General features: G+C 68.8%; 26 protein-coding genes and 4 pseudogenes. 21 read left to right on the top strand and 9 right to left on the bottom strand.

Translation table 11 applies throughout. The features are described 5' to 3' along the window. Positions 1-936 carry an alpha/beta hydrolase gene (locus JIX56_RS00190; protein ID WP_257536714.1) on the top strand — a complete coding sequence of 312 codons (936 nt, stop codon included), beginning with the start codon at positions 1-3 and terminating at the stop codon, positions 934-936. 68 nt (positions 937-1,004) lie between these two features. Here the strand turns inward: JIX56_RS00190 and JIX56_RS00185 are convergent, their stop codons facing one another. Then, on the bottom strand, positions 1,005-1,220 hold the full coding sequence (locus JIX56_RS00185) for a hypothetical protein (RefSeq protein WP_257536713.1): 216 nt from the start codon (positions 1,218-1,220) through the stop codon (positions 1,005-1,007). A 240-nt stretch (positions 1,221-1,460) separates the two neighbouring features. Here JIX56_RS00185 and JIX56_RS00180 point away from each other — a divergent pair, with 240 nt between their 5' ends. From JIX56_RS00180 to JIX56_RS00165, 4 genes and pseudogenes are all read left to right on the top strand, one after another. After that, entirely contained in the window at positions 1,461-2,060 is a 600-nt protein-coding gene (locus tag JIX56_RS00180; RefSeq protein ID WP_257536712.1) for a TetR/AcrR family transcriptional regulator, read from the top strand. 151 nt (positions 2,061-2,211) lie between these two features. Further along, positions 2,212-4,335: an MMPL family transporter gene (locus JIX56_RS00175; protein ID WP_257536711.1), complete on the top strand. Its 2,124-nt coding sequence runs from the start codon at positions 2,212-2,214 to the stop codon at positions 4,333-4,335. A gap of 206 nt (positions 4,336-4,541) precedes the next feature. Then, positions 4,542-5,253 (top strand): annotated as a pseudogene (locus tag JIX56_RS00170) (IS6 family transposase). Positions 5,254-5,481: 228 nt separating this feature from the next. Continuing rightward, complete coding sequence (locus tag JIX56_RS00165) at positions 5,482-6,771, top strand: vanadium-dependent haloperoxidase (RefSeq protein ID WP_257536710.1); 1,290 nt, start codon at positions 5,482-5,484, stop codon at positions 6,769-6,771. 346 nt (positions 6,772-7,117) lie between these two features. Here the strand turns inward: JIX56_RS00165 and JIX56_RS00160 are convergent. From JIX56_RS00160 to JIX56_RS00145, 4 genes and pseudogenes are all read right to left on the bottom strand, one after another. Further along, positions 7,118-7,328, bottom strand: a pseudogene (locus tag JIX56_RS00160) (IS5/IS1182 family transposase); the annotation flags it as partial. Positions 7,329-7,491: 163 nt separating this feature from the next. Further along, a complete protein-coding gene (locus JIX56_RS00155) occupies positions 7,492-8,376 on the bottom strand; it encodes a hypothetical protein (RefSeq protein WP_257536709.1) in 885 nt (294 codons plus the stop codon). A 148-nt stretch (positions 8,377-8,524) separates the two neighbouring features. Next, complete coding sequence (locus JIX56_RS00150) at positions 8,525-9,268, bottom strand: 2OG-Fe(II) oxygenase (protein WP_244172650.1); 744 nt, start codon at positions 9,266-9,268, stop codon at positions 8,525-8,527. 2 nt (positions 9,269-9,270) lie between these two features. Further along, positions 9,271-9,468 carry a hypothetical protein gene (locus JIX56_RS00145; protein WP_257536708.1) on the bottom strand — a complete coding sequence of 66 codons (198 nt, stop codon included), beginning with the start codon at positions 9,466-9,468 and terminating at the stop codon, positions 9,271-9,273. Between the two features lie 454 nt (positions 9,469-9,922). Between JIX56_RS00145 and JIX56_RS00140 the strand changes: the two genes are divergently transcribed. Further along, positions 9,923-10,192: a hypothetical protein gene (locus tag JIX56_RS00140; protein WP_257536707.1), complete on the top strand. Its 270-nt coding sequence runs from the start codon at positions 9,923-9,925 to the stop codon at positions 10,190-10,192. 78 nt (positions 10,193-10,270) lie between these two features. Here JIX56_RS00140 and JIX56_RS00135 read toward each other — a convergent pair. Further along, a protein-coding gene (locus JIX56_RS00135) for an IS5 family transposase (protein ID WP_257550678.1) occupies positions 10,271-11,079 on the bottom strand; the annotation gives its coding sequence in 2 pieces (ribosomal slippage) (positions 10,271-10,740 and positions 10,740-11,079; 810 coding nt in all). On the opposite strand from JIX56_RS00135, the gene JIX56_RS47880 reads away from it, so the two are divergent. After that, entirely contained in the window at positions 11,010-11,288 is a 279-nt protein-coding gene (locus JIX56_RS47880) for a DUF6368 family protein (protein WP_443031717.1), read from the top strand. The genes JIX56_RS00135 and JIX56_RS47880 overlap by 70 nt on opposite strands. An 81-nt stretch (positions 11,289-11,369) precedes the next feature. On the opposite strand, the gene JIX56_RS00130 is transcribed toward JIX56_RS47880, so the two are convergent. Next, entirely contained in the window at positions 11,370-11,546 is a 177-nt protein-coding gene (locus JIX56_RS00130; protein WP_257536706.1) for a hypothetical protein, read from the bottom strand. A 287-nt stretch (positions 11,547-11,833) separates the two neighbouring features. Here JIX56_RS00130 and JIX56_RS00125 point away from each other — a divergent pair, with 287 nt between their 5' ends. The 10 genes from JIX56_RS00125 to JIX56_RS00080 all read left to right on the top strand — a co-directional run bounded on the left by JIX56_RS00125 (position 11,834) and on the right by JIX56_RS00080 (position 20,928). Next, a complete protein-coding gene (locus JIX56_RS00125; RefSeq protein WP_257536705.1) occupies positions 11,834-13,390 on the top strand; it encodes a hypothetical protein in 1,557 nt (518 codons plus the stop codon). Positions 13,391-13,814: 424 nt separating this feature from the next. Next, the gene (locus tag JIX56_RS00120) at positions 13,815-14,153 is read left to right on the top strand and encodes a hypothetical protein (protein WP_257536704.1); all 339 of its coding nucleotides are present in this window, start codon (positions 13,815-13,817) and stop codon (positions 14,151-14,153) included. After that, positions 14,117-14,524, top strand: coding sequence for a hypothetical protein (locus tag JIX56_RS00115; protein WP_257536703.1), 408 nt, complete (start codon positions 14,117-14,119; stop codon positions 14,522-14,524). The genes JIX56_RS00120 and JIX56_RS00115 overlap by 37 nt, the downstream gene beginning before the upstream one ends. A 5-nt stretch (positions 14,525-14,529) precedes the next feature. Beyond that, complete coding sequence (gene dmpG / locus JIX56_RS00110) at positions 14,530-15,561, top strand: 4-hydroxy-2-oxovalerate aldolase (RefSeq protein ID WP_257536702.1); 1,032 nt, start codon at positions 14,530-14,532, stop codon at positions 15,559-15,561. Then, the gene (locus tag JIX56_RS00105) at positions 15,558-16,565 is read left to right on the top strand and encodes a beta-ketoacyl-ACP synthase III (RefSeq protein WP_257536701.1); all 1,008 of its coding nucleotides are present in this window, start codon (positions 15,558-15,560) and stop codon (positions 16,563-16,565) included. The genes dmpG and JIX56_RS00105 overlap by 4 nt, the downstream gene beginning before the upstream one ends. Next, the gene (locus JIX56_RS00100; RefSeq protein ID WP_257536700.1) at positions 16,562-16,807 is read left to right on the top strand and encodes an acyl carrier protein; all 246 of its coding nucleotides are present in this window, start codon (positions 16,562-16,564) and stop codon (positions 16,805-16,807) included. The genes JIX56_RS00105 and JIX56_RS00100 overlap by 4 nt, the downstream gene beginning before the upstream one ends. Further along, positions 16,804-18,225: an aldolase/citrate lyase family protein gene (locus JIX56_RS00095; RefSeq protein WP_257536699.1), complete on the top strand. Its 1,422-nt coding sequence runs from the start codon at positions 16,804-16,806 to the stop codon at positions 18,223-18,225. Before JIX56_RS00100 ends, JIX56_RS00095 begins: the two co-directional genes overlap by 4 nt. Positions 18,226-18,234: 9 nt before the next feature. Further along, entirely contained in the window at positions 18,235-19,188 is a 954-nt protein-coding gene (locus tag JIX56_RS00090; protein ID WP_257536698.1) for a GNAT family N-acetyltransferase, read from the top strand. 317 nt (positions 19,189-19,505) lie between these two features. After that, entirely contained in the window at positions 19,506-20,252 is a 747-nt protein-coding gene (locus JIX56_RS00085; RefSeq protein ID WP_257536697.1) for an NUDIX hydrolase, read from the top strand. 316 nt (positions 20,253-20,568) lie between these two features. Further along, on the top strand, positions 20,569-20,928 hold the full coding sequence (locus JIX56_RS00080; protein WP_257536696.1) for a hypothetical protein: 360 nt from the start codon (positions 20,569-20,571) through the stop codon (positions 20,926-20,928). A gap of 9 nt (positions 20,929-20,937) precedes the next feature. Here the strand turns inward: JIX56_RS00080 and JIX56_RS00075 are convergent, their stop codons facing one another. After that, positions 20,938-22,383 (bottom strand): NF041680 family putative transposase, encoded by a 1,446-nt coding sequence (locus tag JIX56_RS00075; RefSeq protein ID WP_306819933.1) that lies wholly within the window; start codon positions 22,381-22,383, stop codon positions 20,938-20,940. Between the two features lie 139 nt (positions 22,384-22,522). Here JIX56_RS00075 and JIX56_RS00070 point away from each other — a divergent pair, with 139 nt between their 5' ends. After that, positions 22,523-22,960, top strand: coding sequence for a glutaredoxin domain-containing protein (locus JIX56_RS00070; RefSeq protein WP_257536694.1), 438 nt, complete (start codon positions 22,523-22,525; stop codon positions 22,958-22,960). A gap of 127 nt (positions 22,961-23,087) precedes the next feature. Here the strand turns inward: JIX56_RS00070 and JIX56_RS00065 are convergent, their stop codons facing one another. Then, positions 23,088-23,231 carry a hypothetical protein gene (locus JIX56_RS00065; RefSeq protein WP_257536693.1) on the bottom strand — a complete coding sequence of 48 codons (144 nt, stop codon included), beginning with the start codon at positions 23,229-23,231 and terminating at the stop codon, positions 23,088-23,090. Between the two features lie 1,019 nt (positions 23,232-24,250). Here JIX56_RS00065 and JIX56_RS00060 point away from each other — a divergent pair. The 3 genes and pseudogenes from JIX56_RS00060 to JIX56_RS00050 all read left to right on the top strand — a co-directional run. Beyond that, entirely contained in the window at positions 24,251-24,985 is a 735-nt protein-coding gene (locus JIX56_RS00060) for a prepilin peptidase (RefSeq protein WP_257536692.1), read from the top strand. 161 nt (positions 24,986-25,146) lie between these two features. Further along, positions 25,147-25,479, top strand: a pseudogene (locus tag JIX56_RS00055) (helix-turn-helix domain-containing protein); the annotation flags it as partial. Between the two features lie 106 nt (positions 25,480-25,585). Next, a pseudogene (locus tag JIX56_RS00050) lies at positions 25,586-26,155 on the top strand (NAD-dependent epimerase/dehydratase family protein); the annotation flags it as partial. Between the last annotated feature and the right edge of the window lie 59 nt (positions 26,156-26,214).

Here is a 26,214-nt window from a genome sequence, read left to right as displayed (position 1 = left end):
ATGTCGGTCTTCCATCCCGACCTGCGCAGCGCCCGCTTCATCCCGCCCATCCCGGCGAGAATGCCCGTCGTCCGCCTCATGCGCCGCACGCCGAAGCCGAAGCCGGCGCCCCACGACGTCCGGATCGAGGAACTCGACGTGCCCGGCGCCGAGGGTGCCCCGGCCGTTCGGCTCCGCATCTACCGGCCAACGGCGCTCGACGCCGCGGATGCGGCTCCCGCACCCGCGATGCTGTGGATCCACGGCGGCGGGTTCCTCCTTGGCAGCCCCGCCCAGGACGAGGCGTCGAGCATCGCGTTCGCCCGCGCGCTCGGCATGGTCGTCGTCGCCGTCAGGTACCGGCTCGCGCCGGAGTATCCGTCACCCGCCGCTGTGGAGGACGCGTACGCCGCACTCACGTGGCTGTTCGAGAACGCCGCCCGGCTCGGCGTCGACGACGAGCGGATCGCGGTCGGCGGCGCCAGCGCCGGCGGCGGGCTCGCAGCCTCCCTCGTGCTCTACGCACACGACCGCGGCGAGATTCGACCCGCCTTCCAGCTACTCGTCTACCCGATGCTCGATGACCGCACGGTCACCCGGCGCGACCACGACACCCGCAACGTGCGCCTCTGGTCGCCGGCGCAAAACCGCATCGGCTGGACCTCGTACCTCGGCCGTGAGCCCGGCAGCCCGGATGTCTCGCCCTACGCCGCGGCCGCCCGCCGGCAGGACCTCACCGGCCTGCCGGCGGCGTGGATCGGCGTCGGCACGCTCGACCTCTTCCACGACGAGGACGTCGAGTACGCCAGGCGGTTGCGCGAGGCCGGCGTGCCGTGCGAGTTCCACGTCGTCGACGGCGCGTTCCACGGCTTCGACGCGCTGTACCGGGGGGCGCGAGTGTCACGCGAGTTCCACGCCGAGCAGGCGCGAGCGCTTCGCGCGGCGCTCAGCCGCTGAGGCGCACGCTCACTCGCTGAGGCTGCGGGGGCACGCGCCGAAGCGGCCGGCCCCACGGGCGCGCCGCCTCAGCGGGCGGGCAGCTCGAACCAGCGTCCGTGCACCTCGGTCGGCTGGATCCGTACCCGGCGCTCCTTTAGGTCCGCGTCGGGCGCCCACGGCTCGACACCGAGCGTCGACGCACCGCCGACCGCGTCGTGCCATTCGCCGCGATCACCGTCCCCGCAGCCGCCCGGCAGCGCGAGGAAGGCCGCCGGATCAACCAGGGCGCAGCGAACGCTCACGACATCTCGCGACCCGCCAACCTGGCTCACCCGGGCACCAAGACCGCTCTCGATCTGAAGCAGGCCGGCCTACAGCGGCGAGGCACAGGGCCGCGGCCTCCACGCAGCGCTTCCTTGATATAGGACGCCCAGGCGCTGCTGCGGCTCTGGCTCACCGCGGCACATCAAGCGTGAGAGGCATCACCACTCTTTGCATGGTCTGAAATTTTGCAGACCATGCAAGTTTGATAGAGTGTCGGTATGGCTGAGGAGATGTCCCTGCGGGAGCGGAAGAAGGCGGAGACGCGAGCCGCTCTGTGCAGGGCTGCAATGCGGATCGTGGCGGAGGAAGGGCTTGACCGGTTGACGGTCGAGGCCGTCGCCGCGGAGGGCGGGGTCTCAGTCAGGACGTTCCACAACTATTTCGGCAGCAAGGAGGAAGCGGTCTTCGCCCACGTGAGCGAAGTACTTCACGATGCGGTCCAGCGGTTCGCGGCCAGGCCGGCCGGGGAAAAGATCTGGGACGCCTTCCGTAATGCGGTACTTGCCTCGGTCGACGAGGCGCCCACCAAGTGGGCGGACGGGCTGGCGGTGATGCGGACTCTGCGGACCGAACCCGAGCAATTGGCCCAGCACATCGCGAAGGTGACGGCGGTCCACTTCTCCGCGGTAGAGACGGTCGCCGCACGAACAGGGACCGACCCCAAGACCGACCTCTACCCACATCTCGTGGCCAATGCCTGCGGCTCGGTACTGGACTCGGCCATCGTCATCTGGGACGGCGAACCTCTCGAAGAGTTCCGCAACCGTCTGATCGATGGCGTCGAGCAGCTGCGCGCGGGACTGCCCCAACCCGCCTGACTTTCGGCAAGATCACCCAACTCCCATTCCAGGGTCACGCGTTCCCTCCGGCGCGCCCGGAATCCCCTTAGCGGGTCCACTTCACTTCACGGGCCGCGCGTTGCCTTCGCGCGCCTGTAACCCCTTTCGAGAGCAAGGAGCTCGGTTCGTCATGGCCTCATACCTCTACAGGTTGGGTAAGGCCGCTTTCCGCGGCCGGAAATTCGTGTTGGCCCTGTGGTTGGCAGTGCTCCTCGCCGCAGGGGTGGGCGCGGCCGCACTCAGCGGGCCGACTTCCAACTCGTTCTCGATCCCGGGAACTGAGGCACAGCGCGCATTGGACCTGCTCAAGACGAGGATGCCTGAGGCCTCCGCCGATGGTGCTACCGCCCGGGTCGTGTTCCAGGCGCCGCACGGGCAGAAGGTCGCGAAGGAGCCGGTGGAGAAGGTTGTCCGCGAGCTGAACAAGCTCGACGATGTGGCGTCCGTCACGGATCCGTTCGAGGCGGAGCTGGTATCGCCGGACGGGTCCATCGCATTTGCCCAGGTCGCCTACAAGGTGCAGGGCGTCGAGCTTGAGCACGCGGACCGGGACGCGCTGGTGGGGGCGACACAGGTCGCGAAGGACGCCGGCCTGACCGTCGAGGTCGGCGGCGACGCGATGCAGGAGCCCGCGGGGGTGTCGGCGACCGAGGCCATCGGCGTCGGTGTCGCCGCTCTGGTGCTCGCTATGACCTTCGGATCTCTGGTCGCTGCCGGGCTGCCGCTGCTGAACGCGCTGATCGGAGTGGGGATCGCGATGGCGGCGATCATGGCGGCCAGCGGGTTCACCAAGATCGGGTCAACCACGCCCATCCTCGCATTGATGCTGGGCCTCGCCGTGGCGATCGACTACACCCTGTTCATCGTCTCCCGGTACCGCAAGGAGCTCCAGGATGGGCGTGAGCCGGAGGAGGCCGCCGGCCGGGCGTTGGGCACCGCCGGCTCGGCCGTTGTGTTTGCCGGGCTCACCGTGGTCATCGCACTGGCGGGGCTTGCCGTCGCGGGCATCCCGACGCTGACCGAGATGGGGCTGGCCGCGAGCTTCGCGGTGACCGTCGCGATGCTCGTCGCGCTGACACTGGGCCCGGCACTGCTCGGCTTCGCCGGCCGCCGGGTCCTGGGCAAGAGTGCGGAAAGGAAGGCCAATCCGAACCCGCTGAGCCGCCGTTGGGCGACGGCAATCACCCGCCGGCCACTGGCCGCACTGTTGGCCGCCACCGCACTACTCGGCGTCGTCGCGCTGCCCGCGCTCGACCTGCGCCTGGGCATCTCGGGCGACGAGGCGCTCAGCACCGAGAGGACCGAGCGCCGCGCGTACGAGCTGCTCGAGGAGGGGTTCGGGCCGGGCTTCAACGGCCCGCTCTTGCTGGTCGTCGACAGCCCGGACGCCGCTGCCACTGCGGACGGCTTCGCCAGGGAGGTCTCGTCCTTCGACGGCGTCGCCGCCGTCACCGCGCCCACTCCCAACACGAGCGGCGACACTGCCGTGTTCACCGTCGTCCCCAAATCCGGGCCGAGCGAGCAGGCCACTACGGACCTGGTCGAACACCTGCGGGACACAGCCCCCAACGGCACCATGGTCACCGGGAACACCGCGGTCGGCATTGACATCTCCGCGAAGCTCGGAAGTGCCCTGGCGCCCTATCTCGCGCTGATCGTAGGCCTCGCGCTTGTGCTGCTCCTGCTCGTGTTCCGCTCGATCCTGGTACCGCTCAAGGCTGCGCTCGGCTTCCTGCTGACCATGGCCGCCACGTTCGGCGCAGTCGTCGCGGTCTTCCAGTGGGGCTGGCTCTCTGACCTGTTCGGTGTGCCGGTCGCCGGCCCGATCCAGAGCCTCACCCCGATCTTCCTTGTGGGCGTCGTTTTCGGTCTCGCCATGGACTACCAGGTGTTCCTGGTGACGCCCATGCGCGAGGAATACGTGAACGGCGCGTCCCCCAAACGGGCCGTGGAGGCCGGGTTCCAGCACGGAGCGCGAGTGGTGACCGCGGCCGCCGTCATCATGATCGCGGTCTTCGCCGGCTTCCTCTTCTCACACGACCCGATGATCAAACTGATGGGCTTCGCAATGGCCGCCGGAGTCTTCTTCGACGCCTTCGTGGTCCGGATGACCATCGTTCCCGCTGTCCTCGCCCTGCTCGGTCGGCGGGCATGGAGCCTGCCGCAGTGGCTGGACCGCGTCCTCCCCGACATGGACGTCGAAGGCGCGAAGCTCGACGCCGACGTGGACGAGCGCAAGCCCGCCCACGTCTAGTAGGAGTCCGTTAGGTCTTTCGGTCGGTGGTGTTCAGCGGCATGGTGGGTGTGTGGACGCACATGAAGTGAACCGTGCTCGGGCGAAGTTGGCGTTATTCGTCGCTGATGTGTTCGCGTCGGTGCCGCGCAAGGATCAGCGGGGCGCTGTCACGTTGGTTGACCGGATGGGATGATCTTCGGGTTGATCATGCCGGAGGGGAGTTTATGGAGAGCGGGTCGCCGTCGAACAAGGGGCACCGGTATCCGGTCGAGGTCATCTCCCACTGTGTGTGGCTGTACCACCGCTTCCCGCTCAGCTTCCGCGAGGTCGAGGAGCTCATGCTGGAGCGCGGCGTGTGCGTCTCCTACGAGACCATCCGGCAGTGGTGTCTGAAGTTCGGGCAGCAGTACGCCAACGCGCTGCGCCGCCGACAGCCCCGGCTCGGTGACAAGTGGCACCTGGACGAAGTCTTCGTCAAGATCAACGGGCGGAGCCGCTACCTGTGGCGGGCCGTCGACCGGGACGGGATGGTGCTGGACATCCTCGTGCAGAACCGCCGCGACAAGGCCGCGGCCAGGCGCTTCTTTCGTCGCCTTCTCAAGAAGACGGGTGCGGTGCCCCGGGTGATCGTCACGGACAAGCTCCGCTCCTACGGCGCGGCCCACCGCGAGGTCATGGCCTCCGTCGAGCACCGCTCCCACAAGGGCCTGAACAACCGGGCCGAGAACAGCCACCAACCGACCCGGCAGCGCGAACGGGCGATGAAAGGCTTCCGCAGTACCGGCGCAGCCCAGCGGTTCCTGTCCGCGTTCAGCGGCATCTCACCCCACTTTCCGACCCCGCCGCCACCTGATGACCGCTCCCGGCTACCGAACCGAGATGATCATCCGCTTCGCCATCTGGGACCACATCACCGGCCGGCCCGAAGCGGCCTGAGCAACAGGCCCGGGGCCCGACTGAACCATGCCTCGACACACCGTCAGGCCCTACCCACCCAACAACGTGACAACGCCCGGCCGAGTGCTCCCGGCCGGAGCCCGCGCATTCGTCGCCGAGGTGACGGACATCCGGGTGTGAACCCCGTCGGATTGTCGATGTAACGACAAAACTGACCCCCGCCTATAGGGTCGGACAATCTGTCACCGACAAGCCCATGGGGGTCTCGTGACACAACGCCCGCTCGCCGGATCATTCAGAGGGTTACGCCGTATCGCGGTCCTCACCGTACTCGCCCTGACCGTCCCGCTGACGGCCACCACTGCCGAGGCACACAGCGGCGTGGAGGCTGCCCCGGGCAATCCCGTCATCGCCTGGAACATCCACGCCCAGACCGCCATCTACGACACCGCCAAGCAGTCGCCCACCACCAGCACCCGCAGCTTCGCCATCGTGCAGGGCGCCGTGTACGACGCGGTCAACGCCGTCGCCGGCCGTCCGTACGAGCCCCTGGTCAGCGCGCCCCGCAGCCGCCCCGGGGACTCCACCGCCGCGGCGGTGGCCGCGGCCGCCCACGACACGCTGCTGTGGCTCTTCCCCGGGCAGGCCGAGTCGCTGAACGCCCGGTACGACGAGGCGCTGGCCGCGATCCCCGACGGCCGCGCCGAGGACGGCGGGGTGGCCGTCGGCAGGGCCGCCGCCGCGGCGATGACCGAGAGCCGCCGTGACGACGGCTTCGACCCCACCGCGCCGTGGACCGTCGGCACCGAGCCGGGCGATTACCGGCTCACCCCGCCCGGCTACGTCAACGTCGGCGCCTGGGTGCCGAATCTGAAGCCGTTCGTCGTCCCCGACGCCGGCGCCTACCGGGTCAAGCCCCCGCCGGCCCTGACCGGCGCCGCCTGGGCCCGCGACCTGAACGAGGTCAAGAGCCTCGGCGCGGCCACCAGCACCGTCCGCACCGAGGACCAGACCGAGGCGGCGATCTGGTGGGACGACCCCCGGATGGTCGAATGGTCGATCACCCGGCAACTGGCCGGCGCGCACCGCCTCAGCAGCCTCCGGACGGCCCGGCTGCTCGCCATGGTGTACGTGGCTTCCGCCGACACCCTGATCGCCTGCTACAAGGCCAAGGCGCACTGGAACTTCTGGCGCCCAGTGACGGCCATTCCGCTCGCCGGCACCGACGGCAACGCGGCCACCGATCCCGACCCGGACTGGACGCCGCTGCGGGTCACCGCCCCGTCGCCGGAGTACCCGTCGGGCCACGCCTGCTTCACCACGGCGGTCATGACGGCCCTGGGGTCGTTCTTCGGCCGTGACGACCTCACGTTCGCCGCGTACAGCCCCGCCTCCGGCACGACCCGCCACTACGACAGCCTTCAGGCGGCGACAGCCGAACTCCTGGAGGCGCGAATCTGGGCCGGCGTGCATTACCGCTTCGCCTCCGAGCACGGGCACCGGCTCGGGCTGGCGGTCACCCTCGACGTCCTGAACCGCGCCTTCCAGCGGCGCTGACGCGGCCGTCCCTTCCACCACCGTCGGGAGGACAGCTCGGGACAGCACCGACACCGGCGCCCTGGCCCGTCGCCTCGAAGCCGACAGATACCGCTTACGGCCGGTCCGTCGCCGTATCCGGTCATGCTGCCTGGTTGTTGCGGGCAGGGTGCGACACTGAGCATCCAACGGAGTTCCTCGTGCGACAGAAGGATCTTGGTCGATCTCCTGTCTATGGGGAACTCCGTTGCCGCGAGGGGCTTTCGCCGGACAACCACCCAAATCGGGGCAGAGTTCACAGAGCTAGAGCCCTTACAGACTCGCTCCCCAACCCCCGCCACCTGCGGTAACACGCTAAGAGGTCATCTCATTTGGCGAGTCTGCGGTAGCAGATGAGGGTGCGGGGGCCGGGCTGGTGAAGGCGAGGAAGCGTTCGGCCTTGCGTTCGTCGCGGCGGTGGAGTCGGCGGTAGCCGGCGAGCCAGGCCATGGTCGTTCTATGGTCCAGCGGTGGCGTCCGAGCCGCTGCGAGGACTCGATTCCCCTGCGGGCGATGCGGTGGCGGATGCCGCGCTGGCGCAACCTCGCGGGCGCACCTTCTGGTGCTGCCGTACATCCTCGCCCGGGCCGCGACCGGCAGTCAGGCCGGAGGCGGACCGGGCCGCGGCCGGTACTCGGCACCTCGGTGCAGGGTGACTGCCGACGGCCCGCCACGGTGGTCATGGACGGAGCGCGGGCCCGGTCAGAACACGTCGGTGGTCCACAGGAGGTGCATATCCCATGCGATGTCCAGGGATTCCTTCGCTCCCTGATACCACGCACGTTGCGCGGTGTCGTCCGGCACGGTGTGAAGGGCCGCGAGCACATCGGCCGGCATCCATGCTCCACCCCAGTGGCCCAGCCAGGTCCCAGGCGTCTCGGCGGGTTCCGGGGTCCGCGGTATGGCGTAGCCCTCGCTCCGGAGAATCTCCAGAGCGGTATCCCGTTGATTCCTCATCAGATGCTGCGGAGAGAAGATCCCGTAGGCATCCAGACTGATTCTGTTCCCGTTCAGGTAGGCCTCCCATGCCGCCTCCGCCGTGGGCTGATCGCGCCAATCGACCACGGGGATCTCCACGGAGGGCCGCGCCGCCCGCGGGCCGCCGGTACTCGCGCGCACCTCCTGCGGTGCGGATCCCGCCACGCCGAATGCGAGCTCGTGGCACGGGACAGGGAGCTCGCTGCTCTGTCCCGTCCCGCTGTCCCAGCTGGTCGTCATTCCCGCCGCGATCCGGACGATGTACTCGCCATCGTCAAGCCCCTCATGCGCGTCGAACAGAGCGCCCTCGCGTATCTCGGCCGGCACGCCGTCCCAGTTGAAGAACCTCCGGATCGGAGGGCCCCCCGTCGCAGAAGCGATCTCGAAATCGTAGTTGCCCGGGCTGCCCAGGTCGCGGCCGAGTGCGTAGGACGAAACCCGACAGGCAATACCGTCTTTCACCACGTACGTCTTCCGGGCCAGACCGCAGGTGATGAACTTGCGACCCTCAGACGTAGGAACTCTCACCTCCAAGCGCGTCTGCATCAGGTGCAGGCCGTCCTGAGACACCGTCTCCACCCAGTCGGTGTGGATCCTCCCGTTGGTCATGCTGCTCTCCCTGCCGTTCGGTGCGAGTGGATTCGATGCCCGGCCGCGGGCAGGGCCCGATGCCGCCCGGCCCGGAGGTGGGCGATCACGGCGTGCCGGACGTCGGTCTCCGGGGTGAGGGACAACGCGACGGTGGCCTTGCCGCTGCTCAAGGCACATCTACGGGCTCGTAGAGCACGTCGGTTCTGAGTATTGTCTTCGTACCCTCAAGAAGCGGGGCCGAGTCGTGAAGCGTCCGATGCCAGAAGAGGAGCGCATCGCCCGGTTCGGGGCGGTGGGCACTCAATATTTCCTCAGGCTTCGCGAGCCGCGGCCAGTCAGAGAAGTCACGTTGCGCAAAGGGAAGATCGTTCTGCTTATCGGCGATGAACCGCGTTTCTCCGCCCACGGCCTCATACGACAGGTAGACGACGACCGTCAGGAGAGTGCGTCTTCCGTCGGGGGCGAAATAGGGCGAATCGTAGTGCGGGACAATGAATCCGCCGTGTTCGTACGTGATGAAGCGCATACGCGGATTGACGGCCGCCGGCCTCCAGGGCCTTCCATCCGAATCCGTCGGATCGTCCGATCCCACTTCAAGCGATAGAAGCGTCCGCAGCCTGCGGTAGAATTCTGCCGCCAGGGATGTGGATTCGGCCGTGGCGCGGAGATGAGCGACCGGATCTCCCTCTGCATAGTTGGCGGCAATGCCGTCTCGGCCCACCGGGGCAAAGCACTGGGCGGCCAGTTCGGTCGCGAATGCCTCCACTTCGGCCGGAGTGAGGAAATGGCGAATCACCTTGGCGTTGGCCTTTGGGATCTCCGATTCGATCGGGGTCCATGAGTCATCGGCAGATATTCGGCTCAGCGCTTCTTCGGAGAGCTCAAAGGGATTTACCGGCATTTCGAACATGATCACTTCTCCGTGCTGAGGCCGTCGTCGATCCCAACGTGGCCGTGGGCCCCACAGCCCGGAACGGCCGCGGGCAGCGCATTGAGGTGGACGGCGGGACCGCGGGCCACGTACTTGTGCGCTTCGAGTCCGTGGAGGGACTCGAAGCCCCTGGAGTCAATGCCTGCAGGGAGCGGGGACCACTGGGCGATTATCGTCACGATGACGATATTAGGTCGGGGTGAGCCCACAAAGCAAGCAGGACGTACCCAACGCGGCGGAGAGGGCCGGGAGACGGGGCGGGGACCGGCTCAGGGGACTACCGAGGCGAGGTAGTCCCACGCGGCGCTGGGCTGCTCCGTACCGCAGCGGCTGACGCCATCGAGGGCGTCGACCTTGCCGGGCACCGACCAGGTGCGAGTTCCCTCCGCGGGCGCCCTTCGCGCGCTACTGATGGTTTCAGAATGAGGTCGCGAGCGTATGGGGCGCCGCCGGATGAGGCGAGGGCCTGTCCGGTCTGCCCCATGCAGTTCTGTCTCACGGCCTGACCCACGACGGCCGGCAGCCGTGCAGGCTCATCCGGTCGGCCTAGCCACTGTGCATAGTGTGCTCATGGATCGATTCGTGGGTCAGGGCCGCCTCGAATGGTGGGCCAATCACTCGACTTGCCTTGAGATGTACGACATCGACATCGACATCACCGTCACTGTCGACGCGGTCGGCAAGTGGCAGGCAACCGGGCGGCATGCCAGCGCCCTTGACACGACCCAACGCGAGGGCTGGGACTTCCTCATGGAGATGGACCCCCACTTCTCCATTGCGTTTCCCGGTGAGGACCGCGGCGGGATCACGGTGCGAGTCGTCGAGGCCGAGGATGGAACCCTCACGCTTATGGAGGCACCGGACTGGGACGGCTCGGTGAGCGTCACCTTCGACCTCACCTGAGTTCAGCTCGGAAGGGCAGGAACCCGACTTCGCCACCCTCCTACCGACTCCGGTGCGTCGCCGCCCCTTACTGATCTTTCAGAATGAAGTTCGGAGGCGGCGAAGACATATGAGGCAGCAGGCCAGTTCGAGCAGGCCCTGGTGGAGATCTGCGCGTCGTTCGTAGCGGATGCGGAGCCGCTTGAACTGGTGCAGCCAGGCGAAGGCGGGCTCGACCACCCAGCGCACCTTGCCCAGTCCGGAGCCGTGCGCGACGCCGCGTCGGGCGATCACCGGCTTGATGCCGCGCTTCCACAGCAGACGGCGGTACTTGTCGAAGTCGTAGCCCCGGTCGGCGTACAGGCGTCGGGGCTTGCGGCGGGGGCGTCCTCGTAGGCCCCGAATCGCTGGGACGGCGTCCAGCAGCGGCAGCAACTGGGTGACGCCATGTCGGTTCCCGCCGGTGAGCGTGACGGCGAGCGGGGTGCCGTGGCGGTCGACGATTAGATGGTGTTTGGAGCCGGGACGGGCGCGGTCGACGGGCGAGGGGCCGACGTGATCCCCCCTTTCAGGGCCCGGACATGCGACCCGTCCACGGCGCAGTCGTCCAAGCCGAGAAGGCCAGCGCGGCGTAGTTCGGTGAGTAGGGCGGCGTGCAGGCACGGCCAGACACCGGCCTCGGTCCAGTCTCGCAGCCGGCGCCATGCCGTCACCCCGGAGCAGCCCACGGTCTCGGCAGGGACATCACGCCAGGCGACACCGGTCCGCAACACGTACATGACGCCCGCGAGGGCGGCCCGGTCGGGAACACGCAGGCGACCCGGGTAGCGATGGCGCCGTGCGGTCTCGGGCGGCAGAAGCGGGGCCACCCGCTCCCACAGGTCATCCGGAACAAGATCAGCACGCACCCCGGACACCCTGCCGACCAAGATCATGGAGCGCAAGACCCACAGCTGAACTCATTCTGAAACGATCAGTAAGGCAGGACCAGGTGCCCGTCGTGGCCGGCCTCCCCGGCGTTATCGCCGTGGTGACCGATCCATGGCCCACTGCGTACGGTTCGGCGGAGTTCCTCAGGGCATGGGCTCAGCAGCCCTGCTTCCAGCTGCTGAAGTAGCCGGAACTCGGCCAGCCAGCTCAGGCGAGTAGTACCCGCTTGCGTAAGAGCCTGAAGCCCGCGCGGCCGAGCCGCGTGCCCTCACTGGTCGGTGGCGGGAGGCACCTCCCGGGCGGGCGGTGTCACCCGGCGTTGCCGGTGGGCGCGCCACCAGGCCGCCACAGCCGCCGCAACCGCAGCGGTGAGCAACTGGGCGGGCAGTTCGGTCAGGAGTCCGTTCAGCATCATGCGAACGGCGTGCTGAAGAAGATCGGGCATCGGTAAGGTCTCCAGAACGTGCGTACGAATGGCAGGCCCGGGCCGCGGTGTTCCGTCGCGGCACTGGGTGTGGGAACCACGGTGCGACGTCCGCCCGGAGCGCGTCGACTTGTCCGGCCCCACGCCAGGACAAGACCGGACGGGGTTCGGTTGTCCGTGACGAGTAGGGGAGCAGCAAGTTGGCTGACCGAAGCCGACGCACCCGGCCCTGGGGGCCGTTGAAGGGCGCCACCGCGCAGGCCAACCAGACAGCACTACTGCTGCGAAGTTGGATGGATGCTGCAGGCATGACGATCGACGGCCTCCGGGCTCAGCTGACCGCCGAGCATTTCCGCCACGGCCGAGTCCCCAGGCGGACAACGGCCGCCGAGCGACTGGCCGGAGTGAACCTCACAGAGGACTTCGTCCAGGCGGTCGCGGACGTGTGCTCCCGCGACGCCACCGAGCGGGAACGCTGGCTGAAGGAGGCCAGCGCTCTCATGGCCGGCCAAGGCGTCCTTCGTCCCGGGCCCGGCACCGACCCGTTATCCCCTCACCCGGCCGAACCGAATGGCCGTGCGGAACTCGTCGAGGAACTGGTGCAGGTCCAGCGACAGACCCTGGACGTGCACGACAGGCTGCTTCGGGCCTGGGAACGGGCCGCCGACCTGGAACGCGAACGGGGCAACGCCAACCGGATGGTGGTGGTGCTGCTGACCATGGTGGACAAACTCCACCGTGACACTGCGTCCTTGACCGCCGAACGCGACCGGTTGCGCCGCCACGAGCGCCGGCCAGACCTGCTGGAGAAGGTCCGCGAACGCCTCGCCCGCAGCGAGATCCAGCGCAAGAAGGCCGAGGCTGAACTGGAGCGCGCCCGGTCCGAGCGGAACAGGGCCGACCGCCTGGCCGAACAGGCCGCACAACAGGTCCGCGCCCTCACCGAGGAACTCGAACGACTGCGGCACCAGAACGGACAAACGGACAACTCCCCCTTCGAGACCATCCTCACCCCCCGCTCCACGAGCCGGGAGAGCGCCGACGCGGACGCGGACGACATCGACGAAGCGCTGGCCAAGGCAGCCCGGCACCTGGACGACGGGGCCGAGCGCCTCGAACGCCTGGCGCAGGACCTGCACGCGGACAACCTGCCGGACAACCCTGCCACCGGCATGCTCACCGTGCCGCTCCAGCCTGAACCGAGCGAAGCCAGTACCCCTGACACCAAGGACGGGAAGACCGCCGAACAACTGACGCAGGAAGTACTCCAGATGTTCCGCAAGGTCAGGCAAATCCCGGCCAGCTTTCAGATGATGGCCACGGAAGACTCCGAGATCTTCCTCGGCTCCCTGCGCGTCCTTCTGCAGTCGGACGACGACTATGAGATGGCCTTCGATCTACTCGACGTCGCCGGAGAACACGGAACCGCCGACCACGTGGCCGCTCTGACCGCCGGGCTGCGCAGAATGGCCGGCGCCAGCTACGCCTTCCAACTGCTCAGCACGGCCGGACGGACCCGCTCTCCCCACGACATCGTCACCATGGCGGACACGCTGCGTGCCGCAGCCCAGGAAGCGGATGCCTACCAGTTGTTGTCCGCAGTGGGCCGCGAGCGACCGGCTCAGACGATTGCACCCGTCGTGGAAGCCCTCAACAGCGTGGACGCTGGATGGGTGCTCGAAACCGTGCACCGCGACCGCAGCGAGCATGAGGTCACACTGATCGCCGATGCGCTCAGCAAAGACGGGTTCGACGAGTACCTCTTCCGGCTCCTGCCAGACCCTTGGAGTAGCCGACGACGAACAGCAGCGGACCTGCACTACACGCAGGACACGCTGGTGCTGCGCCTACCGCAAGCGGAGTAACGGAAAACTAGGACTGGCCATGCGCCGCTGTCTGCCCCGTGTACCGGAGAAGCGCTGTACGCGGCAGGGCCTGCGGGGTCTGGCGTGCGGCCGGCACGACGTCGGTCACGACCACGCTGGTTACCAAACAAGGCTCCAGGGAGATGCGCACCGATACCTGGCTTCGAACGAGTCGATTGGCCCCACGGGAACGAGTCCGTTGGCCCTGATTATCGATCTTGGGTGCTCTTCGTGAACGAGTTGATTGGCCCCACCTGGGCGAGGGTCGCGTTGGGTGTCGACGCCGGTTCAACCGCCCGTGTCGGCGTGCACCCGCATCTGTTCAGGACGGTACAAGCGAAGGTGCTCAGCTCCCGTGGCCGAGACGAAGGTGCTCGGCGAATAGGAAGGCGGTAGGGGCGCGGGATGCGGAACACTTCGCTGGGTGATCGTGATGCAGCCCGTCCTGGAGATATACGCACCTGACGGCTTCGACCTCTGGCCTGTCGCCGAGATCAAGTCGTTCGGCTTCCTGCCTCTCAGCGGTGAGCTCTCACCCGCTGAGGTCGGGACGGCGATGATGCGCATCGCCAGCTGCAATGACATCGACCCGGACGGCGATCGCCCGCCTCTGCCGGCCGCCTCACGTGACTCGTTCCTTCACGGACTCCTGACCTCCGACAACCTCTTCGCGGCAGGCGGCCTGCAGGTCACCGACAACTCCACAACACCGAGTTGGTCATTACCGTGGCCAGCCCCACCGCAGGACGCGCGACCCGCCTGAACCTGGACGAGTACATCGACACCACCGAGAACGCCATCGCCGCGTTCACCGGCGCCGAGACCGCGAAAGTCCTCGTCAACATCAGCCCGGCCACCCCGCCGCCACCGTTCCGGGTCGCGATGACGGTCCTGGCATCCGGCATGGACCCATCACGCGTCCACGCGGCCGTCCAGACCGCGGCGACGATGGTGCAGACATCCGTCCCGGGATTCGAGATCACCTCCTGCACCGTCACCGACGAAAAGACAACGGTCGCCGCCGAGGTGACGGCACAGGGCGCACGGCTTCCCCGCCACGCAGGAAACCTCCACATCATCAACGCCGCCGCCGTGCTCCTGGCGGAGCAGCGCGCCACCGCGAAAGCCCGGTGAACGACATGACATCCACGACCGACAACAACACTCCCCAGGTCCTGATCTACGACCCGACCCTGCGCGACGGCCACCACGCCGTACGCCACCAGCTCGACGCCGCGCAGTTACGCGCCTACGCGGCGGCCGCCGACGTGGCCGGCGTCCCCGTGGTGGAGGTCGGCCACGGCAACGGCTTAGGGGCGTCGTCGCTCCAAATCGGCCGGGCCCGCCTCAGCGACGACGAGATGCTCAGCACCGTCCGCGACGCCCTCACCCACAGCAAGATGGGCGTCTTCATGGTCCCGGGCTGGGGAACCTCCGAAGACCTGCGCAACGCGGTCGCGCGCGGCGCGGACGTCGCCCGGATCGGCGCGCACTGCACCGAGGCCGATATCACCGAACGGCACCTGGTCGAGCTGCGGGACATGGGCGTGGAAGCGCAAGCCGTGCTGCTCATGAGCCACATGACCAGCCCCGCCCAACTCGCCGAGCAGTGCGCCCTGATGGCCGGGTGGGGAGCGCAGGCGATCGGCATTATGGACTCCGCCGGCCACTACCTCCCGGCCGACGTGACCCAGCGGATCAGCGCGATCGCCGCGGCGGTCGACGTGCCCGTCATCTTCCACGGGCACAACAACCTCGGCATGGCCGTCGCCAACTCGGTTGCCGCGGTCACCGCAGGCGCCACCGTCATTGACGGCTGCGCGCGCGGCTTCGGAGCCGGTGCCGGCAACACCCAGCTGGAAGTCGTCGTGGCGGTCCTGGAGCGTCTCGGCTACGCCACCGGTATCGACCTCAAGTCCCTGTTGCACGCGGCGGACATCGCCCATGAGCAGCTGATGCCCGCCCCTCCGGTCATCGACTCGGTGAGCCTGGTCAGCGGACTGGCCGGGGTGTTCTCCGGTTTCAAGAAGCCGGTCCTTCAGGTCGCCGAACGCGAGCAGGTCGATCCGGTCGACTTGTTCTTCGCGCTCGGGCAGCGGGGTGTCGTCGCCGGACAGGAAGACCTGATCGCCGAGACCGCCCTCCAGCTGAAGACCCGGGCGGGAGTATGACCAGCCCCCAGACGGGCCCGGCCGCCGTGATCTGCGGGCTCGGTGCCGTCCTCCCGCACCGCGCGGTGCCGAACGAAGAGCTGTGCGCCGAACTGGACACGACCGACGAGTGGATCCGCACCCGGACCGGGATCCGGGAGCGGCGCATCGCGGACGCCGGGGTGTCCACCGAGGACCTGGCGGTCGCCGCGGCCACCCAGGCACTGGAGTCCTCCGGCACCAACGACGTCCACGCCGTGGTGCTCGCCACCACCACCCCCGACCACCTGATGCCGGCCACCGCCCCGTCGGTGGCCGCCCGACTCGGCCTGACCGGTGTAGCCGCCTTCGACGTCGCCGCCGTGTGCACCGGCTTCGTGTACGCCCTGGCCGCCGCCGCCGGCCTCATCACCACCCAAACGGCCCGCACGGTCCTGGTCGTCGGCGCGGACCGCATGTCCCAACTCCCGGCCGCCGACGACCGCACCACCCGCCCCTTGTTCGCCGACGGCGCCGGCGCCGTCGTGCTCCGCTCCGGCACCGCCACCGAGCCCGGCGCGCTCGGACCGATGGTCCTCGGCAGCGACGGCGCACACCGCGACCTCCTCATCGTCCCGCACGGCGGGCACATGAAGATGCAGGGCCCGAACCTGTTCCGGCACGCCGTCGACCGGATGTCCGCTGTCACCCGGCAAGCCGTCCAGCTCGCGGGCTGGCGCCTCGCGGACGTCGACCGGATCGTCCCCCACCAGGCCAACGCCCGCATCACCGCCGCTGTCGGCCGCCACCTCACGATCGACGCCGACCGGCGGGTGCAGAACATCGAGTACGTCGGCAACACCGGTGCCGCCTCCATCCCACTCGCCCTGGCCCAGGCGTCCGCGGGCGGCACCCTCCGGCCCGGGCACCGCGTCTGCCTGACCGCGTTCGGCGCCGGACTGACCTGGGGCGCCACCACCGTCACCTGGCCCGACCTCAAACCGGCCGCTCACCCGCACCACGACACCGCCATGGAGCGCACATGACCACGAACAAGGCGAACCCTCAGCTGGTCCGGATCCTCGTCGAGGACCTGGGCATCAGCGAGGACGACCTGCGCCCGGACGCCAGCCTCAACGACACCGGCCTCGACTCCCTCGCGCTCGCCGAACTGCTGCCCGAGCGGCTCGGCGTACACCTCGGCGACGACGTCCTGAACAAGGCCGCCACCGTCGGAGCCCTGAACACGCTGGTCGAGCAGCAACTCGCCGCGCAGGAGCAGCAGTGAACCGGCCCGCACCGCAGCCACTGAGGGCCTGGCTGATCACCCCCGCGCTGAACGCCGACCGGTTCGAGAAGGCCAAGTCGTACGGTGCCGACGTCGCCCTGGCGGACCTGGAGGACTCCGTCGCCCCCGCCGACAAGGCGACCGCCCAGGCGACCGCCGACCGCTTCCTGTACCCGGCGGCGGACGGCGGGGCGACGCTGGGACTGCGCGTGAACACGCCCGTCACCGCCGACGGCATACGGGACCTCGCAGCCATCACCGGCTACACCCACCAGCCGGGCATCGTCCTGGTCCCGAAGGTGGAGTCCGCCCGCGACATCGAGGTCGTCGCCGGCGCTCTGGACACCGACCAGCACGCCCCCGTCATCTACGCACTGATCGAAACACCGCGCGCCATCGACCGGCTGCCCGCGATCGTGACCGCCGACCGGCTCGGCGGCCTCCTGTTCGGGGCGGCCGACTACGCCGCCCTCACCGGCTGCGCCCGCACCTGGGAGGCCCTGCTGTACGCGCGGTCCGCCGTGGCCAACAACGCCGGCACCGCCGGCATCCCCGCGATCGACAGCCCCTACTTCGACGTCCAGGACCTTGAGGGCCTCCGCCGGGAGGCCAAACGCGCCCGGGCCCTCGGCTTCCAGGGCAAGGGAGCCGTCCACCCCCGGCAGATCCCCGTCATCACACAGGCGTTCACCCCGTCCGAAGACGAGGTCGCCGCAGCCCAGGCCGTCGTCGCCGCCGGCCACCAAGCCTCGGCGGCCGTGACCACCGTCGGCGGCCAGATGGTCGGCCCGCCCCTTGTCGCCGCCGCCCAGGCCGTCGTCAACCAGGCCGCCGCGTCCGCGTCCACCCGCCTCCCGCAGCTGAAGGAGCCACCCATGAACAGCAGCACCGCCACCACGACCCCGCAGGGCTACCGGGAGGTCGGCAAGGGCCGCTTCCGCGAGAACGTCGGAGCCGGGCTAACCGACTTCGTCGTCGGCCAGGTCTTCGAGCACCGGCCCGGACGGACAGTCACCGAGACCGACCACGTCCTGAACCTCGCCCTGACCGGCAACGTGGCACCGATCCACTCCGACATCGAGTTCTGCGAGCACCTCGACAGGGACCGGGTGCTGGTATGCGGCATGGTCACCCTCGGGATTGTCATGGGCGCCAGTGTCCGCAGCATCAGCGGCCTGACCACCGCCAACCTCGCGATAGACGAATTGCGCCTGGAACACCCCGTGTTCGTCGGCGACACCCTCTACGCCCAGACGGAGATCACCGAAGCCCGGCAGTCCCGGAGCCGCCCCGAGTACGGCGTCGTCACTTGCAAGATCAGCGGCTTCAACCAGGACCGCCGAAGGGTCATCGTCTTCCAGCGGACCTTCTTCGTCCCGGCCGACGCCGCCGCCGTCCGCGACACCACCAACTACTAGGAGCAACTCATGGGTGAGGCCATCACCGTCGTCCCCGCGGACGAGGACCTCCTGACCGAGTACGACGCCCTCGCGACCCGGGCCTTCGGGCGCCGCATCGACGATGTCACCCAGCTGGCTGGGCACGCCGACATCCGCGTCGCCCTCCACGGCGGCAGCGTCATCGCCGGCGGGCTGGGCATGCTCATCGCACAGCACTTCGGCGGCCGCCCGGTCCCCAGCGCCTGCCTCGGCTCGGGATGCGTCGCCCCCGAATACCGCGGCGACCGCCTGACCGTCCGCATGCTCAACGACCGCATCCGCCCCCTCCAGGAGCAAGGCGCGGTACTCGCCAGCCTGTGGACGTCCTCCAACGGCTACGCCCGCCGCATGGGCTGGGAGGCACCCGTCCCGGTGTTCTCATGGTCCGTGCAAGCCGACGCCCTCAAACGCGACTTCGCCCCCGGCGACCTCGACATCGAGCACGGCCTCACGCCGGACAGCGAGGAACTCCAGCGGCGCCTCGCCCCGCGCTGGAACGGCACGCTCCTGCGACCCACCTGGTGGACCGCCCACAAGCAGCGCCAGCACGACCTGACCTTCTACCGGTTCAACCGCCCCAGCCAGCCCACGGCCGGCTACCTGTCACTGGCCACCCGCCAACATGACAGGCACGGTGCACACCTGGACGTCCACGACTTCTGGGCCGCCGACGACACCGTAGCCTCCGCAATGCTCGCCTTCCTCGGCCGCCACAACAGCCGGATCCCCACCATCACCTTCCAGCGCACCAGCCTCCCGCCCCACCCACTGCTCCTCAACGGCCTCCACCACTACGGCAACGCCACCACCGAGTCCTGGCACCCCTGGATGCTGCGCATCCTCGACCTACCCGAAGCCGTACGGCTCCGCGGCTGGCCCGCCGACCTGGACACCACCCTCCCCATCGGCGTCGAACAGGGCAACGGCACCACCGACCGCTAACTCCTGCAGATCGCGCACGGCGCGGCCGAACTCCAGCCCACCACCACCGAGCCCCGGGTCACGGTCAACCGCCGCCAGGCCACCCTCTGGTACGCCGGCGGCGACCGCAGCACCGCCGCCGCCTCCATGGCGGGAGTCCGCGCCACCGACGAACAGAGCCTAGCCACCCTCATCCGGAGCACCACGGAACACGAACTCTGGTGTGCCGAGCACTTCTGACCCACCACCCGGTCAGGAAGCACCACGCAGGGGTCGACTTCTCTAACGAAACAGACACCCCCGTGGGAACAAGGTCTCCTGTGTGACAGCCTGCGGCGGTGACCCAACCCTCAACGCACCCACCCGTTGACGTCATCGAGGCCACCGAGCTCCGCCTCGTCGAAGAGCCACCGCCGCAGCTGTCCGCCGAACACCGAGCGGCACGAGACCGCGTCTGGGACGAACTGGCCAGCAGCAACCCCGCCCTCTTCGACGGTCCCGTCGTCGCCTGCACCAGCCTCACCCAGCCCCACCCGCACGAACTCCTCCTCGGCTGGGCTCGCGTGACCTACCGCAACTTCGCCCTGCGCCGGGTGCCCAGCGCCACCGCCCTGCCATCCCTGTTCGTCGACGTCCTCCAGCCCACCGACGACGGAGCCCTGCTGGTCGCCCAGATGTCGACCGCCACCGCCCACCCCGGCCGCTGGCACCTGCCCGGCGGATCGGTTGAGCCCCCCGACGCCGGCCAGCCGCTGGACACCGCGTCACTGCGCCACAACGCAGCACGCGAACTTCTCGAAGAACTCGGCGTCGACACCGCCCCCGACGACCTGACGCTGTGGGCCGTCACCTGCGGAAACTACGGCAACATCGGCATCCACTTCGCGGCCCCGCCCCAGCCTGCGACGGTCCTCAACGAGCGGTTCGCCGCAGTCGTCTCCGCCACCACCACCGCCGTCGGCCAGGCCCCCGAGCTCGAACAGATCACGTTCGTCCACAGCCCGGCCGACCTCACGGCCCTCATCGGCCCGCATGCCGACTACCTCGAACTCCTCGTCGACAGGTACGCACGGATACTCCTGTAACCGCACGGGAGCAGACTCAACTACAGGAAGGACGTTGACGGAGACTGCAGACCAACGCGTGGAAGACACGGACACAGACGCGACAGTGCTCGCCGTCCAATCCACCGGCTTACGAGCGCTCCTGGGAGAGGTATGGCACCGTGGACGCAGGCGGGTCCGCCACTCCCCCCGTGGTGGCGGACCCGCCTGTCTACGTGGCCGACGGAGCCGGCTCCGGCGAGGGGCCTCATCGAGGACCTGCCGCATGTCGGTGTACATCCGCAGGGGATTCACCAGACCGGGCGAGTTGTCAGTGGCGACGTCTATCGTCCCTTGCATGACCAGTTCGCCGAACTCCCCTGAGAGCGCATGGGTGTTGGAGGCCACCATCCGGACAGCGCCGGCCGCCGATTCTCAATGGCAGAAGCAACTCGACAGGCTCCGCCAAATCGCCTCGTACGATCCGGAGACCCAGACGTGGCATGCCCGCCTTGGCGCGCTCGACCTGGCGGGCGTGGAGATGCTGCAGGCCCTCTTCGACGCCGCGCGCGTCCATGGCACCGAAGCGTGCCTTACACCCGTGGCGGTCCCGACGTACTGGGACGGTCCCGTCTTCACGCGGGGCCTGGACGTGGCCACTCTGCTGGAGGTGCAGAATGACCGCAGCCGGCCGCTCGGTCAATTGCCTCTGGCCTGAGCTTGTCTTTTATGGTCTGAGTAGGTTTCGTTCGGTGATGCTCTCGGGTCGTTTGACGGTTTTGCCTACGTCGTAGCGGGTGGCGAGTCGTCGGTTCTTCGAGCCGAGTGGCCGTCCGGGCCCGGGCCGCGATGGTTTGGGTGCACGGGCGGGGCAGGTGAGGTGAGGGCGGAGGTTCCTGAACCCGCGGCGGACCCGGGCGGGGGTGAGCCGGCCGGGCTCAGCGGGTTTCTCCCAGGGGTGCCGCAGGTCGGCGGCGGCCCGGCGGAGGAGTCGCAGTTGGGTGTGGGCGGCGATGATCAGCCAGGTCCAGCGGTCGCCGGCCTCCGGGGTACGAAGCTTCGGCCGGGTCCATCCCAGGGTCTGTTTGATCATGCGGAAGGTGTGCTCCACGTCGAATCTCCTCAGGAACGCCTGCCAGCGCACGTCGACGTCCTCGTCGCTCAGGCCGGTGGCGGACGACCACAGCCAGACCGGGAACGGTTCGCCGCCGCCGGGCAGGTGGTCGACCTTCAGGCGGATCAACGTGCCCTCGATGATGGGGAGTTCGCCGGTGTGGTCGATCCATGCGGAGCGGGTGGTCAGGCGGGGGTGGATGCGGTCCCAGGCCATCGCGCGGGCTGTGCCATATCGGTCGGTGACGTGCACGGTTGCCGCGTCCGGCTCGCCCCAGGTGTCCGGCTTGGCGAAGCGGAACTCCTTGCCGTGCTTCGGGGGCCGCCCGCCCTGCGGCGGGGAGAGCCACGGGACTGGGATCGGCTTGCGCATGACCCGGTCCGAACGCATCCGGCCGAGGACCTCCACCGGCAGACCGGCCAGGAGGTGGGACATGCGCGGGGCGTCGTATCCGGCGTCGAAGACGATGAGGATGTCGCGGTCGCCGAAGTGCCAGCGGCCCATGTCGATGAGGTCTTCGACCACTCGTCGGACTTGGGCGGCGGTGACCTCGGCGACGTCGTCCTCGGGACCGAGGCGGACCGCGTCCAGCAGTTGGCACCAAGACGTGCGGCCCGTCTCCAGGGCGGCGACGAAGGAGTACGGCCAGCCCGGGATCATCTGATCGCTGGAGCGGCCGTTGCGGCCGTAGACGTGGCAGAACAGGCGGTCCGGGCTGGTCGGCGGGTCGGGGCGGAGCCAGTTGCTGATGTCGACGGCGAGGACCAGGCGCCCGTCGGCTGCCTGCGGCATGGGTAGGCCGGCCAGCACCTGCCGCAGCCGGGGCACGTCGACGATCCCGTTGTTCAGCGCGTCGTACATCGCGCCGTGCCCGCGCCGGTGCTCAGCCACCAGCGTCAGATCCACCGGCGCCTTCACCGGCCCGTCGGCACACAGCAGCGCATCCGTGAGGTCGAACAGTTCGTCCCCGCGAGCGGTCAGGCAGTCGAATAAGTCGTCCCGGAAGCGTGACGCTTTCGCGAACGCTTCCCCCGGAACATGATCAGGCAGCAGACTCACCTTCACGGCCTTCGTCGTGGTCACGTGCATCCTTGGTCGGAGCACATGATCGGACGAAGGCCGCCTCAGCGTCCGGCGAACACCCAGGTGAGCGGCCTAGTTCGAGGAGTATTTCGACTCATCGGTAGCCTGCATCACCATGATGCGCGCTTGGATCCTGCCGATGCTGCTTGTGCTCAGCGGCTCAGCCGTCGCGACTGGGCAGATCTTCAAGGGGAGCCCCGGCGCGGCCGCAGCACTCCTGCTGGCGTTCCTGGCGCTCGCCAGCGTGAACTCACCCCTGATCTTCCCGAGGTCGATCAGTGCGCAGGAGGCACAACGCCGCAGCGCGGTCGACGGCCGACCGGTCGTCTTCTGGCGGCCGGGCTGCAAGTACTGTATACGACTGCGCATCCGGCTGGGCCGCAGCGCCCGCCAGTTGCACTGGGTCAACATCTGGCGCGACCCGGCAGGAGCCGCAGCGGTGAGAGCAGCCAACGACGGCAACGAGACCGTGCCGACCCTCGTCGTGGCGGGCCAACCACACACCAACCCCGATCCCGAATGGGTGCGCGAACAGCTCTCCCCTTCCGCGTGATCAGAAACCGCGCCCTACGGAGAGGAACCCGCAGACACAAGCGCACAGAGGTTAAAAGACAAGCTGAGAAGCTGTGTCAGATCCGGTGATCTGTGACGTTCTGTGACTGATGGGCCGGTCAGTGGAGCTAGGCGAGGAACGACAGCCGCCCGAGCTTGTCGACGTGGATGGCATGGTCGGACCACTCGACGTGCTGGACGTCGTCGGTGCAGCCCACATCGATGTCCTGGCAGAAGTAGCCGGTTTCCTCGCCGGGCTCTGCGGTGAACACCTTCGGAAGCCGGTCGCACCGCGGATCCACCGGTGCCGTTGGGCCCTTCCGTCGTCCCGTTCTTCCCGGTCTCCCAGGCGAACCTGTCGTAGACCGACTGGGCGGTGTGAACGGTCTTCAGCGGCTGGGCCGTGTAGACGAAGTCCTGGCTGAAGGCCCCGGCGCTGCCCGACGTGTTGCCCTTGCTGGTGACCAGCCACGGTACCGTCACCCCCTCGAAGGACACGGTGCAGCGGACGGTCTCGCCGCGTGGCCGCATGACCTCGCCATCGCACTTGCCGGGACCGGTCTCGCCGATGACGCCGGCCATGCGCAGCGTCTCCTGCCGCAGGTGGTTGAGCACCTTCTCGACGGGCTCCGCCTCGAGCTCCGGCGACGGGAGGGCGTCCTCCAACTCGGAGTCGACGATGCCGGGATGCCGTTGGCTCGGTTCGATCTCCACCGGCCGCTTCTCGCCCTCTGCCTCCGAGAGCTTCGGCTTCGCATCGCAGCCGCTCGGCTCGTCGGCGCAGCCACCGACCAGGGCCACGACTGCTGCCACGGCCGGGATCACAAGACGCCTCATCGCCTCATCTCACCGTCCATCCGCTCGAGCTCGCTGGCGCACCCTTCGCCGCGAGGGCCGACGAGGCGCGTGGCCTCCGAGACCGAGAAGTTCCACCGGAGGGCCGCCGCCAGGTATCTGATCGTCCGTCTCTACCGCGATCGCGACGGCCAGCACCGTCCCGATCACGCCGACTGTTGTTCATGGCTCAGCATGTCGAACGCCGCGTAGCCGACTTGCTGCTTCCTCCTCTGCGCTCCATGAGACGGACCAGCACGGTAACAATCTGAGGCGGGGAGGGGTCCCGAGGAGCAGCCTGAACGCTGAACTGGACAACCCGCGCTGCACCGCTACCCAGATTGCCTCCCTGCTGCGCACCTGGAAACCCTGACCGTCCGCTGTCCTGCCTGCTCGTCACACGGCACGGTGCAGGCCGTCCGCAACACCGGACGGGGCTGAGCCTAAGCTCCGTCCGGTGGAGACGTTCTGGATCACTGCGGCTGCCGTCCTGTGGGGTGTCGGCACGGGCCTGCTCATACCGCGCGCCGCGTACCGGCTTTCCGTACCGCCCGGTGAGCCGTGGCGGGCGGTGTGTCCTGCTGGACACCCCGTCGCCGGTGCCGGGAACGGTTGGCTGGGGCGAGCCCGCTGCGCCGACGGCGACTCGTACGGCCCCAGCATGCCCGTCCTCGCCACCGTTTCAGCTGCGGCCTGCGCCGTCCTGGCGGCCGCCACGGGTGTGCGCCCCGAGCTGGTGGTCTGGCTGCTGCTCGCCCCGGCCGGGGTGCTGCTCGCCATCGTCGACGCCAGGGCGCACCGGCTGCCCGACGTGCTTACGCTGCCGCTTGCCGTGGCCGTGCTCGTTCTGCTCGGCGTTGTCGCGTTGCTGCCCGGGGCCGACGGCAGTTGGAAGACCGCGCTGCTCGGCTCGGTCGCGCTGGGCGCGGGCTTCTTCGCGATGTTCCTGATCGCACCCCGGGGCTTGGGGTTCGGCGATGTGAAGCTCGCCCTCGCCCTCGGCGCTGTTCTGGGCTGGCGCGGCTGGGGAATCTTGCTGGCCGGCACCTTCGCCGGATACCTGCTGTTCTCCCTGTACGGGATCGGCCTCATCCTCACTCGCCGCTCGAGCCGTACCAAGGCGATCCCGGTCGGGCCGTTCGTTCTCGCCGGGACGCTTGTGGGCACGCTTCTTGGCTCGTGCGCCCAGTGACCTTGGGCCGGTCTGCCCCCGGCTACGCGGCGGCGAACTGAAGGAGTCCGGGAACGCCCTGTAAAGCGTGGTGCAGAAGGCCGTGATCAGGGCATTTCCCTTGTGCGACTGGGGTGTTGAGGGCTGATCCGTTGTGGGTGGAGACGTTCACGGTGCTGCGCATGAAGCAGTTCGAGCGGTTGCTGAAGATGGTGCGGGAGCGGGGTGGCGACGGGCCGCGGATCGGGTGATCGTGGTGTCTGCCGCTTGCCGACCGGGTGCTGGTGGTGGCTGTCTACTACCGGACGAACCTGACCATGCGGCAGCTTGCGCCGCTGTTCGGGCTCTCGCCTGCCACGGTGTGCTGGGTCATCCAGCGGCTCCGACCTCTCCTCGCGCTTGAGCCGGCCTCCCGTCCGGTCGATGCCGCGGACCGGCTGTGGATCGTGGACGGCACACTTGTCCCGGTCCACGACCGCAAGGTCGGTGCTTCGAGCCACAGCTCTTTCTCCGCACAACCCAGCGGCGGGCACAGAAGACTGACGGCTATCCGAGCACGGTCGGGCGTGCCCGACTGACCTTTCTTCCGTCAAGCCGACTCGACACGGCAGGATCGCCGCCATGAGAATTCTTGTACTCGGCGGGACCTGGTTCCTGGGGCGGGCGGTCGCGCAGACCGCGTTCGATCGCGGCTGGGAAGTGACGGTGTTCAATCGCGGCCGTTCCGGCTCCGCACCAGAAGGAGCCCGGACGGTCCGCGGCGACCGCACAGACGCCGCAGACCTCGCGCGCCTGGCCGGTGAAGGCCCGTGGGATGCCGTCGTGGACACGTCCGCCTCCGAGATGGCGCCGCGCGATGTCCTCGCCGGCGCCCGCGCGCTGGAGCCGGTATCCGGCCGGTACGTGTACGTCTCCACCGTGAACGCCTACCGTGGATGGCCGAACGATCCGCTGACGGAGGACTCTGAAGTCCTGGACGGCCCGCCGGATGCCGACGCCGACTACGGGCGGCTCCCGGACGACTGGGACGGCCCGGACTGGTACTACGGCAGGCAGAAGGCGGGCGCGGAGAGGGCGACCACCGCAGCGTTCGGTGAAGACCGGGCGGTGATACTGCGCCCAGGCGTCATCCTCGGGCCCGGCGAGTACGTCGGCCGGCTCCCGTGGTGGCTCCACCGCGCCACCCGCGGCTGACGCTCGAGGGAGGGCTTGTTGGTGTACAGGGTGGCGGCTGGCCTGGTGTGTTGCTG

It is taken from the genome of Streptomyces sp. CA-210063 (assembly GCF_024612015.1).
Lineage (GTDB): Bacteria > Actinomycetota > Actinomycetes > Streptomycetales > Streptomycetaceae > Streptomyces.
This window is presented reverse-complemented; position numbering and strand designations above follow the sequence as displayed.